The organism is Candidatus Pelagibacter sp. IMCC9063 (assembly GCF_000195085.1).
GTDB lineage: Bacteria > Pseudomonadota > Alphaproteobacteria > Pelagibacterales > Pelagibacteraceae > IMCC9063.
This window is the reverse complement of the sequence record NC_015380.1, coordinates 678,662-696,015: the sequence shown is the minus strand read 5'-3', so window position 1 is coordinate 696,015 and position 17,354 is coordinate 678,662. Positions and strand designations below refer to the sequence as shown.

Here is a 17,354-nt window from a genome sequence, read left to right as displayed (position 1 = left end):
TAATTAGAGTACAACCCCCTCATGATTGTAATTAAAAAAATTGAGATGCCCATTGTTTTGTTTGGGGTTATTTTTACTATATTATTTTCTTACATTACTTACTCCACGATTGGTCTTCGTCATTTTTTAGTTTTTGCTATCGGTATTGGTTTGGGCTTCACTTTATATAAAGCTGCATTTGGTTTTACGGGTGGTTGGAGAAATTTTATTGAACAAAGAGATAGTAGTGCGCTTCGAGCTCAATTTTTAATGTTGGCCTTGGCAGCTATAGTTTTTTCTTTTGTCATTGGTTCTAAAAGTTTTGTGTATGATGGCACTATCGTAGGGGCAATTGCTCCAGTTAGTTTATCTGTGGTTATTGGATCTTTTATATTTGGTCTTGCCATGCAATTGGGTGGGGGCTGTGGCTCTGGAACTTTATTTACTGCTGGAAGCGGTAATACTAAAATGGTTATTACTTTATTTTTTTTATTATTGGCTCTGTAGTGGGAACATATCACTTTACTTTTTGGTCATCCCTTCCTTCTTTGGGAGGGATTTCTTTACTAGACAACTATACTCTAGCTGAAACTTTAACTTTTCAATTAGGTCTTATCGCTGCTCTTTATTTAACTGTTTTTATTCTAGACAAGAAAAAAAATAAAATAATAGATCATAATAATATTTTTAGATTTACTTCTTCTAATCTTCTTAGGGGACCGTGGCCTTTATTTTTGGGTTCTATACTTTTGGTATTGTTTAACTTTTTAATGTTGCATGCTGCAGGTCATCCGTGGTCTGTCACATTTTCTTTTGGGTTGTGGGGTGCAAAATTAGTAACCCTAATTGGTGTGGATGTTTCTTCTTGGGACTATTGGCAACTATCCTACCCTGCTGTTGCTCTAGAAAATAGTTTGTTAGCAGATCCTACAACCGTTTCTAACTTAGGAATTATTTTGGGAGCTTTAATAGCTTCCGCTTTATCGGGTAATTTTTCTAATCAAATTAAAATTGATAAGAAGTTATTTTTAGCTGCCATGATTGGTGGATTTTTTATGGGCTATGGAGCAAGACTTGCATTTGGTTGTAATATTGGAGCATTGTTTAGCGGTATAGCTTCAGGGAGTATGCACGGTTGGGTATGGTTCTTGTTTGCGTTTATGGGTTCTTACTTTGGAGTTAAAGTCAGAAAGTTTTTTTACTAATGAAAAATATTTTATATCTCATCATTTTGTCTATTTTTTTTGTAGTCATACTCTATGACCACAATTATAGCGGTGTGGCTTACAATCCTCTGTTTCATAAAGAAGGTGAAACCTCTGGATCCATCAATGCGATGCCGTGCGGTTTGGGTGGATCTCAAAATCATAAGCACTAAAAATCAATTGACATAAAATTATATAAGTTATATAAGATTGTTACAGCGCCGATTTCTTCAAATTGCGGGCGCTTTAAAAATCCAGCTAAAGCGATATTAAACCACCGCTTTCTTTGGTGGTTTTTTTTTGGACAATATTTTCCTTCTTAAAGCCGGGTATTTGAACCGTATTGTGCGCCCGACATAAGTCAAAGCACTAAAAAGGAGATGTTGAACAAATTTTTTTCCCTTTAATATTTTGTTCAATACCCCTCCGAAAAAGGAGAAGACAATGACAATAAAACAAACCCCCGTTGGGAGCTTACCAAGATCACCTGAATTACAATCTGCATATGCAGCTTTTGATGAAGGTAATTTAAAAAAAGTAGAATTAGATAAAATTATTGATTCTGAAATAAAAGACGTGGTTACTAATTATGAAAAAATTGATGGTAACCCGATTATAACGACTGGCGAAGTTGAAAAACCTAATTTTCTTACGTATTTTTTAGAAAAAGGTTTCATCAAACTTGGAAAGCCAAATCAAGAAGGTAGAAAAGGTTTCACTATCGAATTTGAAGGTCATCATGCGAGAGAGATGGCTGTTCTTCAAAAAGAACAAACTCCTTTTAAGTTTGCTCATTATGGTGATGAATGGATATCAACTTTAAAAAAATATTCAAATAAACCTTTTAAGGCAACTGTAATTGCACCTTCAGCTGTATCATTAATTTATAAAGATGAAATTGATGGATACAGTAAGGAGCAATTCGTCAATGATCTTGTTAATGAGTGCGTAACAGATGTTAAGAAGTGTATTGCGTCTGGAGCTGCTGAAGTTGGTATGGATATGACAGAAGCAACTTATGCAATCAAAGTGGATCCAACAGGTGGTGTCTTAAAAAGTATGGTTGGTCTAATTGATGCTGTCTGTGAAAAATTAAGCCAAGAAGAGCTTAATAAAGTTACTTTACACACTTGTTTTGGTGCAGACAACTTCACAAACCACAACTATTCAAACTTTCAGGATGTCTATCCTGCTCTTTTGAAATCTAAAATAAAAAACTTTCATTTACCTTTTGCAAGTTTAGGAGAGGGTAAGTTTGAGGAAGTTCTTAAATGTATTAAGGATAACTTAAATGGAAAGTTTGTTTATTTAGGATTTGTTTCTCATCTTGCCAAAGATGTTGAAACACCAAAAAGAATAGCTGAAAGAATAGTTCTTGCAAAAGAGCACCTAGGATTTATTCCTGGTGTTTCTGAATGTTGTGGATATTCACCTTTCTGTAATGATTTAACAACTACTCGAGAATGGGCATTTGAAAAAATCAAAACAAGAACTGAAGGCGCGAAGTTGGCAGCTCAACAATTAGGATTATAATTAAATATAGTAGCCCCTTTACTGGGGCTACATCATAATGAAAAAAAAATTTAAGTTAGATACCAATCTAGTTAGGGGTGGCCTAACTAGATCTAACTTTAAAGAAACATCTGAAGCTATTTTTCTCAATTCGGGATTTGTCTATGATTCAGCCGAGCAAGCAGAAGCTATTTTTCTAGGAAAGAAAAAAGGATTTCAATACTCTAGGTACGCCAATCCAACAGTAGAAATGTTTGAAAAAAGGTTGGCTTTATTAGATGGTTCAGAGGCATGCTTTGCAACAGCAAGTGGAATGGCTGCTGTATTCGGCTCGATGATGTGTCAATTAAAAGCTGGGGATCATGTAGTTTCTGCTTCAGCATTATTTGGTTCCTGTAGATATATACTAAATGACATACTTCCTAAATTTGGGATTGAAGTATCTTTTATTGATGGAAAAAATATTAAAGAATGGAACAAAAGTATTCAAAAAAATACTAAGATTTTCTTCTTTGAATCTCCTTCTAACCCATGCTTGGAAATTATTGATATTAAACAAGTTTGTAACCTTGCTAAAAAAAATAAAATAACAACTATTGTAGATAATATTTTTGCATCACCAGTGTTACAACAACCAGTCAAATTTGGTGCAGATGTTGTTATTTATTCTGGCACCAAGCATATTGATGGACAGGGAAGAGCTATGGGTGGGGCTGTCTGTTCAACAAATGAATTTAAAGAAAATATTCTAAAACCTTTCTTGAGACATACCGGTCCTTGTATTAGTCCTTTTAATGCATGGGTTCTTCTTAAGAGTTTAGAAACAATAAAAATACGTGTCCTTTCTCAATCCGACAATGCATTACAAATTGCGAGATTTTTAGAAAAACATAAAAAAATTAAGCAAGTGTACTATCCTGGTCTTAAGTCTTTTCCTCAATACGCTCTGGCAAAAAAACAACAAAGTGCCGGGGGAACCATGATTGCCTTTAAAGTTAAGGGCGGGAAGAAAGATGCTTTTAAAATTATCAACAAATTAAATATTTTTGATATCTCTAACAATTTAGGAGACTCAAAATCTCTTGTAACTCATCCAACTACCACAACACATAAAGTTCTTGGAGAAGAGGCAAGATTATCCCTAGGTATTACCCCTAACCTAATTAGGTTATCTATTGGACTGGAAGATATTAATGATCTTAAAGAAGATTTGGCTAATTCTTTAAAGTAGTCTTATATTAGTCACATTTTCAATCCGAGTTTGCCTTAATTTAATATTAATTAAGTATCAAACAACAAGAGGAACAATATGAATCTAATACAACCAGCAAAAATTAACACCGTAGAAATTAAAAAAGAAAAATCTTTTTTTTCAAGAACTGTTTCATTTATAGTGACTGCTAACTTGCTAGTCTTAGGAATGATTTATTTTACTATCTACAATAATTAAGATTTGGTTATAATTTTTACTACCCAAAAATAAATAGAACGTGGTAAAATTCTTAAGGCTTTAAATAAAATCATCATAGGCAAAGGAAAGGTAATTTCATACTTTTCTTTTTGCAAGCCTTCATAAATAATATTAGCAGCTTTCTCACTCGTCATTAGAAACGGCATATCAAAGGTATTTTTCTCCGTTAATCTAGACTGAACAAATCCAGGGTTAATAATGCTAACTTTGATATTGTGTTTATCGCAATCAATTTTGATAGATTCTGCATAATTCATCATGGCTGCTTTACTTGGTCCATAAGAAGAAGAATTGGGCAATCCGCCAAAGCCCGCAAGAGAAGCAACAATTCCAAGCTGTCCATGATTTTGATTTTTTAAATGAGGAAGTAAAATTGAAAAAACGTTAATCATGCCCATAAAGTTTACGTCCATAGTTTTTTGAAAAAGACTCACATCAATTTTAAAAGTGTCATGTGGCTCATAATACCCCGAACAGTAAATAACCTTATCTATTGTTGAATTGTTTTTTATAATATTGGACAATTTGTTCTTACAATCATCCAGAATAGTTACGTCTAAATTTTCGGTATATACTTTGGCTTTGCCGCTAAAAAATTCCTGCTTAATTTCTTCTAACTTGCTCTGCGTTCTTCCTAGTAAAATGAGATTATCACAGGTATTAAGATATTTTTTAGCTAGTTCGTAGCCAATACCAAAAGTTGCTCCTATTATTAAAACATTCATAATATTTATTAAAAAGTAAGTAATATAGTGATATAAAATATCTCTTATGGCATCAAGAATTGAATCAGATAGTTTTGGTAAAATTAAAGTTCCTGGTGACAAGTATTGGGGAGCTGGAACTCAAAGATCATTACAATTTTTTAAAATAGGTAAAGTCAACGTTCCCATTGAGTTAATTCACTCTATTGCCATAGTTAAAAAAGCTGCAGCAATCGTCAACGCAAAATATAAAGATATTACTCCGCAAGTTTCCAAAGCTATTATTAAAGCCTCTGAAGAAGTTATTTCTGGAAAATTAGATGATAATTTTCCACTTAGGGTCTGGCAAACTGGTTCCGGAACACAAACTAATATGAATGTTAATGAGGTTATTGCTAACCGAGCAATTGAAATGCTTGGTGGAAAAATGGGAAGTAAAAAACCAGTTCATCCTAATGATCATGTTAATAAAGCTCAATCTACCAATGATACCTTTCCTACTGCCATGCACATCGCGATTGCGATTCAAGCTAACAAAAAACTTATACCAGCTATTAGCTTGTTGGAAAAAGCTTTGGCTAAAAAAACTAAAGAATTTAAAGATATAGTCAAAATAGGAAGAACCCATTTACAAGACGCTACTCCTTTAACACTGGGCCAGGAATTTTCTGGCTATCATATGCAAGTTTCAAAATCATTAACTAGAATTAAAAGAGCATTACTTGAAATTTATCCTTTAGCACAAGGAGGTACTGCTGTTGGAACTGGTATTAATTCAAGAAAAGGTTGGGACAAAACAATAGCTGCAGAAATTAAAAAGATAACTAAACTTCCTTTCCATACTGCCAAAAACAAATTTGAAGCATTGGCAGCACATGATTCAATTGTAAATTTTTCAGGAACTCTCAATACAACAGCCGTTGCATTAATGAAGATTGCAAATGACATACGATTTTTGGGATCAGGTCCAAGAGCAGGATATGGAGAATTGTCTCTTCCTGAAAACGAACCGGGCTCTTCTATCATGCCAGGTAAAATTAATCCTACTCAATGTGAGGCAGTTACCATGGTTTGCGTAAAGGTGATTGGAAATCACAATGGAATTACTATGGCAGGATCACATGGTCATTTTGAATTAAATGTTTTTAAACCATTAATTGCACACAACATTCTTCAGTCTATTGACCTCATCGCAGATTCTGTTCAATGCTTTGTTAGTTTTTGCGTCAAAGGAATTAAGCCAAATAAAAAAAGGATTGAACAATTGTTGAATGAATCATTAATGTTAGTAACGGCTCTGGCCCCTAAAATTGGATACGACAACGCAAGTAAGATTGCCAAAACAGCTCATAAAAATGGAACTAATTTAAAAGAAGAAACCTTAAAAACTGGATTGATAAATGAAAAAGATTATATGAAAATTATGAATCCTAAAAAGATGACTCACCCTAAATAATTAATATAATTTAAAGTAATTCTTAAGTACAAACGTTTTTGCAAGATCACCAAAAAAAATAGTCTTTAATCTTTGATTTAGATCCACAATTTGAGGCTGGCTATACTCCTTGTCAGAAAAAAAACTTTCTATAGTAAATTTAGAATTTTTCAAACTAAGGGCACCCTTGGCTTTCATGGAATAACTGTTAGTAGTCGGTTTGGATTCGCATGTTTGGAAACAGAATTTTTTAAGCTGTTTAGTTTTAAAGGCACTGTCAAAAAATAAAAGAAGATCTTTGTTTTCTTGAACAAATCTACCAGACAAAACTAAAGAATTTTTGTCAGAGCTGAATTGAATTTGATTCAAAACAATATCTCCTCCGTTTAAAGAAATGTCTAAATCTACCTTGTCAAAATAATTTCGATCCAAAAATACATTTTGAAAATTAATTTTAAAATTACCATTCATTAATGATGCTATCTGAAATATTTCTTTATTAAAAAAAGAAACCCAATCCGATTCGGATGCCCTTGAAAAATTAGATCTTCCAAATTTTAAATCCGCGTTAATAAATGCCAAGCCATTATTTTTCTGCAAACTTACTTTTCCTATACCATTGTAAATGGCAGATGATATTTTGGCATTATTCAATTCTAACTTACTATTAGCGAGTAATATATCTGACTTAATGTAAGTGTTGCGAAAGCCGGGAAATAACAATTTCTCAGAAAACTTAATTTTAACAAAACCATTATTATTAGTTAAGTCTCGTCTTACATGCTCTAAAGATAGCTTTATTTCCGGGATGGAAATCTCTAATTTATTATTTTTATACTTCAAATCATATAGAAGATTGGAGAATGTCCCATGCAGTTTGGCAGTAACTAAATTTTGAGAATTAAATAAAAATACCCCATCATTACTATCGAATTTTATTTCTGACAGGTTATTAACAATCTTAATATCCATATTTTTAAAAGTGATTTTTTTAAATTGTAATTTATTTTGAATGTAAGATTTAAAAAAATCATCAGATACAGAAAGGGATCCATTTGCTATAGAAAATTTTTTAAATGAAAATTTTTTTTTGAATAATTCAAAAGGATTAACATTTAAGTAGAGATTTTCTATATTGCCATCTAAAGTATTGCCTTCCCCTGCATCGAAACTAATATTTTTAAGTCTTAATTTGGGCCCTAGAGTAAATGTATACGCAATGTCGCCTTCAATTCTAATATTTGTATTAAGCGCTGTAGATAATTTATTCTCAAGGTCACTTTTGTAATCATTTATATTGAGGGCTAACGGAGCAGCAAAAATTACAACTAAAAATATAACAATTAGAGTCGCTACTTTTAAAAAAAATTTACTAGCTGAAAAATATTTTTTCATTTTTTCTTGTTGTATTTAATTTTTAATAATTTAATTAATGAACATGAGTGCCACAGGTCCAAATTACTTAAATACTTTAAATAATCAACAAAAAGAGGCTGTTTTACATACTGATGGGCCTCTGCTTATTCTTGCAGGTGCTGGCTCTGGTAAAACAAAAGTACTGACTACGAGAGTAACTCATTTAATTCAAAGTAAAAAATGTTTCAGTAATCAAATACTCTGCGTAACCTTTACCAATAAAGCAGCAAACGAAATGAGAGAAAGAGTTCAGGGTTTGGTGGTAGGTAATACTAATTCAGTACCATGGCTCGGAACTTTTCACTCTATTAGTAACAAAATTCTTAGAAAACATGCAGAAGCCGTTGGGTTAAAGCCAAGTTTTACTATTTTAGATACTCTGGACCAATTAAAACTAATTAAAAATATTTTAGCTGCAGAAAACATTGATATCAAAAAAAACCCTCCTAAACTTATTGCTCACTTAATTGATCATTGGAAAAATAAGGCTCTTACTCCTTCTGAAATAAAAACCAGTCCATCAGACTACTCTAAAATTAATGCTTTAAAAATTTATAGGATTTATCAAGAGCGTCTTAAGATGATGAACTGTGTTGATTTTGGAGATCTTATTCTACACTGCGTTACTATTTTTAAAAATTTTAAAGAAATACGTGAGTCCTTTAAAAGAAACTTTAAATACATTCTGGTTGATGAGTTTCAAGATACTAATTTTATACAGAACCTATGGCTTAATTATATAACTGGAGATACTAAAAATATTTGTGTAGTGGGAGATGATGATCAATCCATTTACAGTTGGAGGGGTGCGGAGGTTAAAAATATATTAGATTTTGAAAAAAATTTTTCCAATACTAAAACAATTAAACTTGAGCAGAACTATAGATCAACTAAAAATATTCTAAATACTGCCTCCTCTTTAATATCCAACAATGATGATAGACTAGGAAAGAAAATTTGGTCTGATTTTAGCGATGGTGAAAAAGTATGGATTAATTCCTATAGTGATGGTCGTGATGAAGCAAGTGGCACTTCTGATATAATTGAAAAAGAACTTGCAAAACAGTTTTCATTGAATAATATTTCTATTTTAGTCAGAGCATCTTTTCAAACTAGAGAATTTGAAGAAAGATTTATTAGAATAGGACTTCCATATCGTGTTATTGGAGGAGTAAAATTTTATGAAAGAGCAGAGATTAAAGACGCACTCTGCTATCTAAGACTAATTCATCAAAAAAATGACGATTTAGCTTTTGAAAGAATTGTAAACACACCGAAAAGATCTATTGGAGATACTACATTAAAGAAAATTCATGAATTTTCTAGAAATTCTAATCAAAATCTTTTTGACACTTCAGTTTCTCTTTTGGATGGGGATGAGCTAAAGCCGAAGACTAAAGAAAGCTTAAAATTACTAATAAAAAATTTAAACCAATGGACAAAACTTTCTGAAAAATTGGATCATGTAGAGTTGCTAGAAAGAGTTTTGGATGAATCTGGTTATACTAAAATGCTGATTGATGAAAAAAGCCCCGAGGCTGAAGCAAGATTAGAAAATTTAAAAGAATTAAGATCTTCTATGAAAAACTATTCTAATCTCATAGAATTTTTAGAAAATATCTCACTACAAACTGCTATCGATGAGGAGTGGGATGGAGAAAAAATAAATCTTATGACAATTCATGCTGCAAAAGGTCTTGAATTTGAATGTATTTTTTTGCCAGGCTGGGAGGAAGGTATGTTTCCACATCAAAAGTCCATTGAAGAAAAGGGAGATGTGGCAGTTCAAGAGGAAAGAAGGTTGGCTTATGTTGCAATAACTAGGGCCAAACAAAGATTGTTCATTTCCTTTGCTAATAATAGGAAATTTTTTGGTAACAAAAATGATAATAACGACTGGATGCCTTCTATGCCCTCCAGATTTATTGATGAGTTAGATAAAAAATATTTAAAAATAAATGAAATTGCAGAAGATCCGCATCAGGATTTTGAATTTAGCCAAGATACTGGTTTTTCAACAATACCCAAAAGTCCTGGCTGGGATCGGTATACAAAAACTAAGGAAAAAACCAAAACTATTAACTTCACTAATAATTTAACAGACTTTAAAATAGGACAAAGCGTTCATCATGAAACATTTGGAAATGGGAAAATTATTCACATAGATGGAAATAAATTATTAATAAACTTTAAAGACTCTGGAGAAAAAAAAGTAATTGATAAGTACTTAAGAAAAATTGAAAATGAATAGCCTGGATAACCTGAATAAACTTAAAAACCTATTGATCAAAAAAAATATTGATGCCTATTTAGTTCCTAAAAATGATTGTTTTTTTAATGAGTTTATAAAAACTAGTAATGACAGATTAGGATATGTTAGCAATTTTACTGGGTCTGCAGGAACCGCCCTTATTTTCAAAAAAAAAATTATCTTTTTGTAGATGGAAGATACACTCTTCAGGCAAAGCAGGAGAGTGGTCATCTTTTCAATATTGTAGATATAAGTAAAGTAAATATCTTAAACTTTCTTAAAAAAAATCATGCTAATATTAAAATAGGCTTCGATCCAAACCTTTTTAAATTTCAAGTAATTAAAAATATTCTGAAAGAAAAAATAAATTTAGTTTCTATTGAAAAAAATTTAATTGATCAGGTCTGGAAGGCTAAAAAAAAAGAAATTTACAAAAATGCTTTCATCCTTGAAAATCAATATTCCGGCATAAGCCACATAAACAAAATTAAAAATCTTAAAAACTTACTAGATATAAATGAAAAGAACTCTTTTTTTATTTCCTCTAATGAAAATGTGTGTTGGCTTTTAAATATTCGAGGTGAGGATTCTTTTTATTCACCTCTTCTGAATGCATTTGCATTAATTCAGAAAAATAAAATTACAGTTTTTTGCAATTTAAAAAAAGTAAGGAATAAATTAATTAAGAGTTTCAAAAAAGACGTTCAATTTTCTGACATAAAATCATTGAAAGAAAGGTTAATGAAAACTAAAATTTTATCAGTTAAGATTGACCCCACTATAACCTCCTATGGATTAATCAAATTTTTACAATCCAGCAAGATTAAATGTAAATTTATTCAAGATCCTATTTTTCGTCTAAAATCTAAAAAAAATAAAATTGAAATACAAAATCTAAAAATTGCACATATGTTTGATGGGGTAGCATTAGTAAAATTGTTTTTCTGGATAAATCAATTTAAAAACAAAAAAGAAATAAATGAAATTAGCTCTCAGAAACAACTTGAAAATTTTAGAAAAGAAAATTCTTTTTATTTGGGACCAAGCTTTCCACCAATTTCAGGTTTTAATAAAAATGCTGCAATTATCCATTACAATGCAACTAACAAAACAAACCTATCGTTAACAGGAACTGGAATTTATCTTCTTGATACAGGTGGACAATACCTGTGGGGAACTACTGATGTAACAAGAACAATTTCCATAGGAAAACCAAGCTTATATAAAAAAAATATCTATACGAGGGTATTAAAAGGACATTTAGCATTAAAAAATTTTCAATTAAAAAATAACACCACTGGTGCACAACTTGATCGAGCTGCTAGAAAATATTTAAAGCAGGTAGGATTGGATTACTCACACAGTACCGGTCATGGTGTTGGCTATTATCTCAACGTACATGAAAATCCCCCCTCTATATCTAAGAAGAGCATGGAAAAATTCACTGTGGGTCAAGTTGTGTCTAACGAGCCAGGATACTACCTAGAAAGACAGTTTGGAATGAGGATTGAAAATTTGATTTATGTTAACAAAATAAAAAAAAATTATTATTTGAAGATTTGACTTTAGTTCCATACGATAAAAATTTAATTAATAAAAACTTACTTTCAAAAGTAGAAATTGAGTATTTAAATAGTTATCACAAAGAAGTATTTGAAAAACTTAATTCTTTTTTTAAGTTAAAAGAATTAAGTTTTTTAAAAAAAATATGCTCACCTCTTTAGTAGCTCATGCCATTTTTTTTCAGAAATAATTTCTACCTGCAGATCTTTTGCTTTTTGTACTTTATTATTAGTAGGTTTGGAGTCTCCTACTACTAAATAATTTAGTTTTTTACTAATGCTACCTAGTACCTTACCACCTTGAGATTCAGCTAAAGTCTTTGCCTCAGATCTACTCATTTTGGAAAAGCCACCTGTGAACATTAAAGTTTTATTTGTAAATATTCCTGAAGTTATATTTTCAAAATTACTTATTTGCAAACATTCGACTAAGTCATTAATTACTTTTATGTTTTTTTTATTAGAAAAAAAAATTTCAAGAGCTTTGATTTGCGTTTCTCCTATCCCGTCAATCTCTATTAGATTGTTTAGCTCTGCTTTTATTAAACTTGGGGCAAATAGTTTTTTAAATTTTGTAATGCTTTTGAAGTAACTGGCTAAAATTTTAGCATTCTCTTGCCCTATATGTCGAATTCCAATTGCATATATAAACTTTGTTAAGCTTAATGTTTTGCTTTTTTCTATTGATTTGATCAAGTTGTTACACGATAACTCTCCCCAACCTTCCAATTCTTTAATGGCTTTATAGTCTAGTTTAAAGATATCTGACGGGACTTTAATTAATTTTAAATTCCAAAAATTATCTACTACCTTTTTTCCAAAACCATCAATATTGAGCGCGTCTTTGGAAATAAGATGTTTTAGTTTTTCTTTGGCCATGTAAGAACACTCGTAGCCAACATCAGGACACCTTCTTACTGCATCTATTTTTTTGCTAATCTCGTTATACTCTTTGATTGTATCGTTACCACATGGACATTTTGCAGGAAAATTATATGCTTCTGTTTTTCTTCCTCGCTTAGATAAATCAACATAGACTACCTGCGGGATAACATCGCCCGCTCTTTGAATGCAAACGGTGTCACCAATTCGTATATCTTTTCTAATAATTTCATCTTCATTATGCAAAGTTGCATTAGAAACCATCACCCCACCCACATTGATGGGATCTACTTTAGCTACGGGAGTCAAGGCTCCTGTCCTTCCGACTTGAATTTCAATATCATTGATTTTCGTAAAGGCTTTTTCAGCAGAAAATTTGTGAGCAATGGCCCATCTCGGACTATTGGATAAGTTTCCTAACCTTTTTTGTAAGTTGAGATCATTAATTTTGTAAACAATTCCATCAATATCATAATCCAGACCTGATCTTAATTGCTCAAGATCATTGTAATTTTTTTCCAATTCTTTAATATTTTTAATAATTCTAGATAATGGATTAGTTTTAAAATTAGAATATTTCAAAAATTCCAAAAATTCATATTGAGATTGAAAATGTGAGTAATTTGATTGAATTGTGGAATATGCAAAAAATTTTAACGGAATGGCTGCAGTTTTTTTGAAATCTTTTTGTCTTAAGGATCCTCCAGCTGCATTTCTAGGATTGGCAAAATTATTTTCGATATTTTTAAAATCTTTTTTTCCTATGTACACCTCTCCGCGTATTTCCATTAGTTTAGGAAAATTTTTATAGATAATTTTTTTTGGAATATCTGGAATGGTCATTAAATTTTCAGTTATTTCTTCGCCATATTCACCATCACCTCTGGAAAGTCCCTGAACTAAAATACCATTTTGATACAATAAAGAGGCTGAAATTCCATCAATTTTGGGTTCGGCAACTAAAATAATATCTTGGCCTGCTTCATAATTTAGATAATTTTTAATTTTTTTATAAAAGCCATTCATATCCTCAATGCTAAATGCATTTCCTAAAGAAAGCATTTTTTCCGTATGCTTAACTTTTGAAAATTTTTTTGATGGAGCAAACCCTACCTTGTTACTGACAAATTTATATTGAGAATTTTTTTTTTCAAACTCTAGTAGTTTTTTTTTAATTTCATCGTATTCTCCATCTGTTATCTTTGGAGAATCAGTTTCGTAATAATTATGGTCATACTGGTTCAATAATTTTAATTTTTTTTTGTAATCATCTATACTGCTAATCATATAATATTATTGCAGTTTTATTATTTTTTTCAATTTTTCTTTTAAACTTTTTTTTTGCTTTTCTCTTATGGTGGGAAGGTTTTTATTTTCAACAATATTGTAAGATTTTTTGTACCAATCACTATCATTATAATTATATCCTAAAATCGAAGCATATTTTCTAGCAGCCGGAATATTTCCAAGTTTATAATGAATTTCAACCAGCCTATGTAAAGCTTCTTCAATATAAACTGTTGTTTCGTGGTATTTTAGAACTTTATTTAATCTTACTAATGCTGGACCCCATTTTTCTCTTTCGGTATAATATCTCGCTATATACATTTCTTTACCTGCTAGCTGATCCTGTATTAAATCTAATTTAAATTTCGAATCTTCTGCATACCTAGAATTTGGATAATTTAATATAATTTTTTTAAATTGTCTCTCTGTCAATAATGTATTTTCTTGGGATAAAGCGATGATATTTATTTGCTCAAAAAGACACATGGCAATCAAATACTCAACATAATCCATATTTTTATTTCCTGCATAACGCATTTTAAATTTTTTTAATATTTCTAAAGACTCAACATATCTAGAGACTTCATAATAAATATATCCTCTCATTAATAATGATTTAGATGCCCATTCTGTGTTGAAGGAGTAATTTTTCTCAACTTCTTCGAAAAGCTCTACGGCATCTTGGTATTTATTATTTTTATAATTTAGAAGAGCTTCGGTATATAACCGCTCTAATGGGATAGTAGTTTTGGGTTCTACAAAGATAGTTTTATTTTTTGATGAACAGCCATATGCAAAAATTAAACTGAAAATTAAAAGGTATTTGTAAAAAAAATTTTGAAACATAATAGATTTAAGAATAGCCTATAATTTATACTAAATTCTAATACTAGACTACTACTTGAATTTCTTCCGAATTAAATGATTTTTCTTTAAAATTTACTGATAAGTCTGAACTTTCAATTGTATAATTTTTTTTATCTTTAAATATTTTTTTTAACAAAATACCTGTCAATTCATGACCGCCTTGATTGCATGTTATTTTACCATTAATAAACTGATTTGATAAATACAGATCTCCAAGGCAGTCTAAAGTTTTGTGTTTTACAAATTCATTTTTGCATCTAAGCCCACCCTGATTCAAAATTTTATTTCCAGAGATAATAATAGCATTATCCAAAGAACCTCCCTTGGCCAAACCCATAGCAAAAATTTTTTCTAAATCTTCCTGATGGCAAAAAGTTCTGGTATGAGCAATATCTAGAACATTTTTTCTAACATCCTTAGACCTAAAATTTTGCTTTTTAATAAAGTGGTCTTTGTATTCGAGTGTATAATCTATTTCTAAAGAATTGGTTTGAGAAGGTTCATACCTGATAAATCTATCTTTATCGCCTACTTCAAAAGTTTTTTTTATAATTAAATGAGAGACTTTACTCTTCTGATTCAAGAGACCTTTATTTAAAATTTCATCAATAAAAATTTTTGAACTTCCATCCATTATAGGAATTTCCGGTCCATTTATTTCAATTAACAAATTGGTAATTCCAAGCGCATAAAATGAAAACATTAAATGCTCAATAGTGCTTACACTTACTCCATATTGATTAGAAATTTTTGTGCATAGACTGGATGGAACAATATTTTTCCAGCACGCTTTGATGACTGAATTTTTTTTAAGATCTGTTCTTAAGAATATAATTCCGGTATTTTCCTCACTTGGAATAAGAGCAATTTTAACTAAAGCACCTGAATGTAAGGCAATTCCCTCTAATACTAATTTTTTTTTTATTGTTTTTTGATGTAGGTCCACAAACAACTAATATGTTTAAAAAAATATAAGATCGATTCAAGAAATATTACAGTTCAAATCTACTGATTATTAATTTAACAGTGAATATATTTTTTCAAAAAAACCTTTTTTTTTATTAGAAAAAAAAGGAATTTCCTTGGGATATGGGTTAATAATCAAATTAATTACAGATATACATACATCAAAATTGTCTGAGATATCTTTCTTAATTTTAGGTTGAAATTTTTCAATTGAAAGACTTTTACAACATAATTTTTCCTTAAGAACAGTTTGAAATCCATCTATTTTGGATCCTTCACCCGTAATTAAAATTTTATTAAAATTTATATTTTTTGATCTTAAAAATATTAAATCTTTATTAATTAAATCAATAATCTCTTCAACCCTCGCATTCACAACTCTATTTAAAATATTATTAGAGATTTTTTTATATGACTTGAATCCAGATTCTTCCATTTCAACAAATTCTTGTATTTTATCACTATTTACAATCAAGCAAGAACTATGATCTTTTTTTAAGTTTTCAGAAATTTCAAAACTTAGATTTAATGCTTTTGATATGTCATTTGTAATATGCCAAGAACCTACTGGAATAGAGGAGGAGTAAACAAAACTATCATTCCTAAAAATACTCACAGATGTTTTTTCATGCCCAAAATCTATAGTCATGCTCATATCTGCAAGCGGATTATCTGTATAAGATAATAAGGCTAATGCATACGGCGCGTAGATAATTTTTTCAGATTTTAGGTAAGTTTTGGAAATGACTTTTTCAAAATTTTTTATAGTGTTGGTTTTTGAATAGATAATATTCATTTCATTTTCCAAGGTATCTGCAATCATTCCTGTGGGATTTTCGCATACAACATCTTTATCTATTTTTGAATTAAGATTAAAAAGATGCAAAATATTACAATTCTTATTTTGATCTTTAAAAAGAGCTACACCACTATTAATCAAAAACTGTATATCTTTTTCATGGTCCACTTCATAACCACCAATATTTTTTGATTGGCAAAAATTTACAAAAGAACTATTTGAGGGGCTCGGACATACATAAATATTTTTTATTTTTATTTTAATGTCCTCTTCGGCTTTGCCTATAATGTTTTTTATAGATTCTGAAAGCTGACCTAAATCAGAAATCGAACCTTTTTTTATTCCATTCGTATAGGAAATAGATTTTGATAAAATCTCAAATTTAAAATTATGTATTTTAAATATTATAAATTTTAACTGGTAGGAACCAATATCTAGAACGCCGATGATTTCAAAATTACTATTCATTAGCTAAAATAACTCTTCCATCATATCTAAGATCGATTATTTTTGCTGTCTGGTTATTTAGAATAAGATTAAGGTACTTTATTTGTTTTTTCAAATTGTAATTACCCAGCTTAATTAATTGACCGTCTTTTAAAACAACATTCCATCTACCATCATGAATATAATTAATTACTTTAATTTTTGAAAAAAAAACATCCTCATTTATAATTTTTAAAAAAAATGTTTTAAAATCCTTCATATTTTTCATATTTTTAACTTCAATCAAATTTTCAAGGTTTGCATTTTCATCAATTAACGAATTTTTAAAATTATCATTAATTAAATAAATTAATTTATTTTTTTTGAAATACGCAATTGCGGAATATTCCAAGACAGATATTTGCAAGGTATTGGGAAACTTTTTAGTAAACATTACAGTTTTAACCCAAACATTCTTATTAAATAGATTGTTGGCATGTTTTGTATTTATCCAAAGTAAACTTTTATTTTTCAATAAATTATTTGCCTTGGACTTTGTGCTTTCCATTAAAAAAAATGTTTTGCTGTATTC

The 17,354-nt window shown here is 30.1% G+C and carries 16 protein-coding genes, 1 pseudogene and 1 riboswitch; of the genes and pseudogenes, 10 read left to right on the top strand and 7 right to left on the bottom strand.

The annotated features are described in order from the left end of the window. Positions 1-21 precede the first annotated feature (21 nt). From SAR11G3_RS07895 to SAR11G3_RS07275, 5 genes and pseudogenes are all read left to right on the top strand, one after another. A pseudogene (locus tag SAR11G3_RS07895) lies at positions 22-1,184 on the top strand (YeeE/YedE family protein). Further along, the gene (locus tag SAR11G3_RS03640) at positions 1,184-1,357 is read left to right on the top strand and encodes a hypothetical protein (protein WP_013695420.1); all 174 of its coding nucleotides are present in this window, start codon (positions 1,184-1,186) and stop codon (positions 1,355-1,357) included. The pseudogene SAR11G3_RS07895 and the gene SAR11G3_RS03640 overlap by 1 nt, the downstream one beginning before the upstream one ends. A 145-nt stretch (positions 1,358-1,502) precedes the next feature. Beyond that, positions 1,503-1,567: riboswitch (SAM riboswitch) on the top strand. Between the two features lie 61 nt (positions 1,568-1,628). Beyond that, entirely contained in the window at positions 1,629-2,717 is a 1,089-nt protein-coding gene (locus tag SAR11G3_RS03635; protein WP_013695419.1) for a hypothetical protein, read from the top strand. Positions 2,718-2,754: 37 nt separating this feature from the next. After that, complete coding sequence (gene metZ, locus SAR11G3_RS03630; protein WP_013695418.1) at positions 2,755-3,927, top strand: O-succinylhomoserine sulfhydrylase; 1,173 nt, start codon at positions 2,755-2,757, stop codon at positions 3,925-3,927. 78 nt (positions 3,928-4,005) lie between these two features. Beyond that, on the top strand, positions 4,006-4,146 hold the full coding sequence (locus SAR11G3_RS07275) for a hypothetical protein (protein ID WP_013695417.1): 141 nt from the start codon (positions 4,006-4,008) through the stop codon (positions 4,144-4,146). Here the strand turns inward: SAR11G3_RS07275 and SAR11G3_RS03625 are convergent. Further along, positions 4,143-4,892 (bottom strand): SDR family NAD(P)-dependent oxidoreductase, encoded by a 750-nt coding sequence (locus SAR11G3_RS03625; RefSeq protein ID WP_013695416.1) that lies wholly within the window; start codon positions 4,890-4,892, stop codon positions 4,143-4,145. The two genes, SAR11G3_RS07275 and SAR11G3_RS03625, sit on opposite strands and share 4 nt — an antisense overlap. A 46-nt stretch (positions 4,893-4,938) precedes the next feature. On the opposite strand from SAR11G3_RS03625, the gene fumC reads away from it, so the two are divergent. After that, on the top strand, positions 4,939-6,327 hold the full coding sequence (gene fumC, locus SAR11G3_RS03620) for a class II fumarate hydratase (RefSeq protein WP_013695415.1): 1,389 nt from the start codon (positions 4,939-4,941) through the stop codon (positions 6,325-6,327). Here fumC and SAR11G3_RS03615 read toward each other — a convergent pair whose 3' ends face one another. Further along, positions 6,328-7,701 carry an AsmA family protein gene (locus SAR11G3_RS03615; RefSeq protein WP_013695414.1) on the bottom strand — a complete coding sequence of 458 codons (1,374 nt, stop codon included), beginning with the start codon at positions 7,699-7,701 and terminating at the stop codon, positions 6,328-6,330. It abuts the gene before it with no gap. A 43-nt stretch (positions 7,702-7,744) separates the two neighbouring features. Here SAR11G3_RS03615 and SAR11G3_RS03610 point away from each other — a divergent pair, with 43 nt between their 5' ends. The 4 genes from SAR11G3_RS03610 to SAR11G3_RS07165 are packed head-to-tail and all read left to right on the top strand — an operon-like array spanning position 7,745 to position 11,697. Then, a complete protein-coding gene (locus SAR11G3_RS03610; RefSeq protein ID WP_041862356.1) occupies positions 7,745-9,973 on the top strand; it encodes an ATP-dependent helicase in 2,229 nt (742 codons plus the stop codon). Beyond that, a complete protein-coding gene (locus SAR11G3_RS06995) occupies positions 9,966-10,163 on the top strand; it encodes an aminopeptidase P family N-terminal domain-containing protein (protein WP_049775418.1) in 198 nt (65 codons plus the stop codon). The genes SAR11G3_RS03610 and SAR11G3_RS06995 overlap by 8 nt, the downstream gene beginning before the upstream one ends. Positions 10,164-10,213: 50 nt before the next feature. Continuing rightward, the gene (locus SAR11G3_RS06990) at positions 10,214-11,536 is read left to right on the top strand and encodes a M24 family metallopeptidase (protein WP_315861713.1); all 1,323 of its coding nucleotides are present in this window, start codon (positions 10,214-10,216) and stop codon (positions 11,534-11,536) included. Continuing rightward, positions 11,533-11,697, top strand: a complete 165-nt coding sequence (locus tag SAR11G3_RS07165) for a M24 family metallopeptidase C-terminal domain-containing protein (RefSeq protein WP_013695409.1) — start codon at positions 11,533-11,535, stop codon at positions 11,695-11,697. The genes SAR11G3_RS06990 and SAR11G3_RS07165 overlap by 4 nt, the downstream gene beginning before the upstream one ends. Here SAR11G3_RS07165 and ligA read toward each other — a convergent pair. The 5 genes from ligA to SAR11G3_RS03580 form a co-directional block, all read right to left on the bottom strand. After that, positions 11,686-13,704: an NAD-dependent DNA ligase LigA gene (gene ligA, locus SAR11G3_RS03600; RefSeq protein ID WP_013695408.1), complete on the bottom strand. Its 2,019-nt coding sequence runs from the start codon at positions 13,702-13,704 to the stop codon at positions 11,686-11,688. The two genes, SAR11G3_RS07165 and ligA, sit on opposite strands and share 12 nt — an antisense overlap. A gap of 6 nt (positions 13,705-13,710) precedes the next feature. Continuing rightward, complete coding sequence (locus SAR11G3_RS03595; RefSeq protein ID WP_013695407.1) at positions 13,711-14,550, bottom strand: outer membrane protein assembly factor BamD; 840 nt, start codon at positions 14,548-14,550, stop codon at positions 13,711-13,713. A gap of 43 nt (positions 14,551-14,593) precedes the next feature. Then, positions 14,594-15,517, bottom strand: a complete 924-nt coding sequence (gene lpxC / locus SAR11G3_RS03590) for a UDP-3-O-acyl-N-acetylglucosamine deacetylase (RefSeq protein WP_041862498.1) — start codon at positions 15,515-15,517, stop codon at positions 14,594-14,596. Positions 15,518-15,586: 69 nt separating this feature from the next. Continuing rightward, a complete protein-coding gene (gene ftsA, locus SAR11G3_RS03585) occupies positions 15,587-16,804 on the bottom strand; it encodes a cell division protein FtsA (protein ID WP_013695405.1) in 1,218 nt (405 codons plus the stop codon). Beyond that, positions 16,797-17,330 carry a cell division protein FtsQ/DivIB gene (locus tag SAR11G3_RS03580; protein ID WP_158304709.1) on the bottom strand — a complete coding sequence of 178 codons (534 nt, stop codon included), beginning with the start codon at positions 17,328-17,330 and terminating at the stop codon, positions 16,797-16,799. Before SAR11G3_RS03580 ends, ftsA begins: the two co-directional genes overlap by 8 nt. Positions 17,331-17,354: the final 24 nt, after the last annotated feature.

What these genes read in the sequence shown, in the direction of transcription:
- SAR11G3_RS03640 (WP_013695420.1), top strand. Translation starts at nt 1,184, where the DNA reads ATGAAAAATATTTTATATCTCATCATTTTGTCTATTTTTTTTGTAGTC.
- SAR11G3_RS03635 (WP_013695419.1), top strand. Translation starts at nt 1,629, where the DNA reads ATGACAATAAAACAAACCCCCGTTGGGAGCTTACCAAGATCACCTGAA.
- metZ (WP_013695418.1), top strand. Translation starts at nt 2,755, where the DNA reads ATGAAAAAAAAATTTAAGTTAGATACCAATCTAGTTAGGGGTGGCCTA.
- SAR11G3_RS07275 (WP_013695417.1), top strand. Translation starts at nt 4,006, where the DNA reads ATGAATCTAATACAACCAGCAAAAATTAACACCGTAGAAATTAAAAAA.
- SAR11G3_RS03625 (WP_013695416.1), bottom strand. Translation starts at nt 4,892, where the DNA reads ATGAATGTTTTAATAATAGGAGCAACTTTTGGTATTGGCTACGAACTA.
- fumC (WP_013695415.1), top strand. Translation starts at nt 4,939, where the DNA reads ATGGCATCAAGAATTGAATCAGATAGTTTTGGTAAAATTAAAGTTCCT.
- SAR11G3_RS03615 (WP_013695414.1), bottom strand. Translation starts at nt 7,701, where the DNA reads ATGAAAAAATATTTTTCAGCTAGTAAATTTTTTTTAAAAGTAGCGACT.
- SAR11G3_RS03610 (WP_041862356.1), top strand. Translation starts at nt 7,745, where the DNA reads ATGAGTGCCACAGGTCCAAATTACTTAAATACTTTAAATAATCAACAA.
- SAR11G3_RS06995 (WP_049775418.1), top strand. Translation starts at nt 9,966, where the DNA reads ATGAATAGCCTGGATAACCTGAATAAACTTAAAAACCTATTGATCAAA.
- ligA (WP_013695408.1), bottom strand. Translation starts at nt 13,704, where the DNA reads ATGATTAGCAGTATAGATGATTACAAAAAAAAATTAAAATTATTGAAC.
- SAR11G3_RS03595 (WP_013695407.1), bottom strand. Translation starts at nt 14,550, where the DNA reads ATGTTTCAAAATTTTTTTTACAAATACCTTTTAATTTTCAGTTTAATT.
- ftsA (WP_013695405.1), bottom strand. Translation starts at nt 16,804, where the DNA reads ATGAATAGTAATTTTGAAATCATCGGCGTTCTAGATATTGGTTCCTAC.
- SAR11G3_RS03580 (WP_158304709.1), bottom strand. Translation starts at nt 17,330, where the DNA reads ATGGAAAGCACAAAGTCCAAGGCAAATAATTTATTGAAAAATAAAAGT.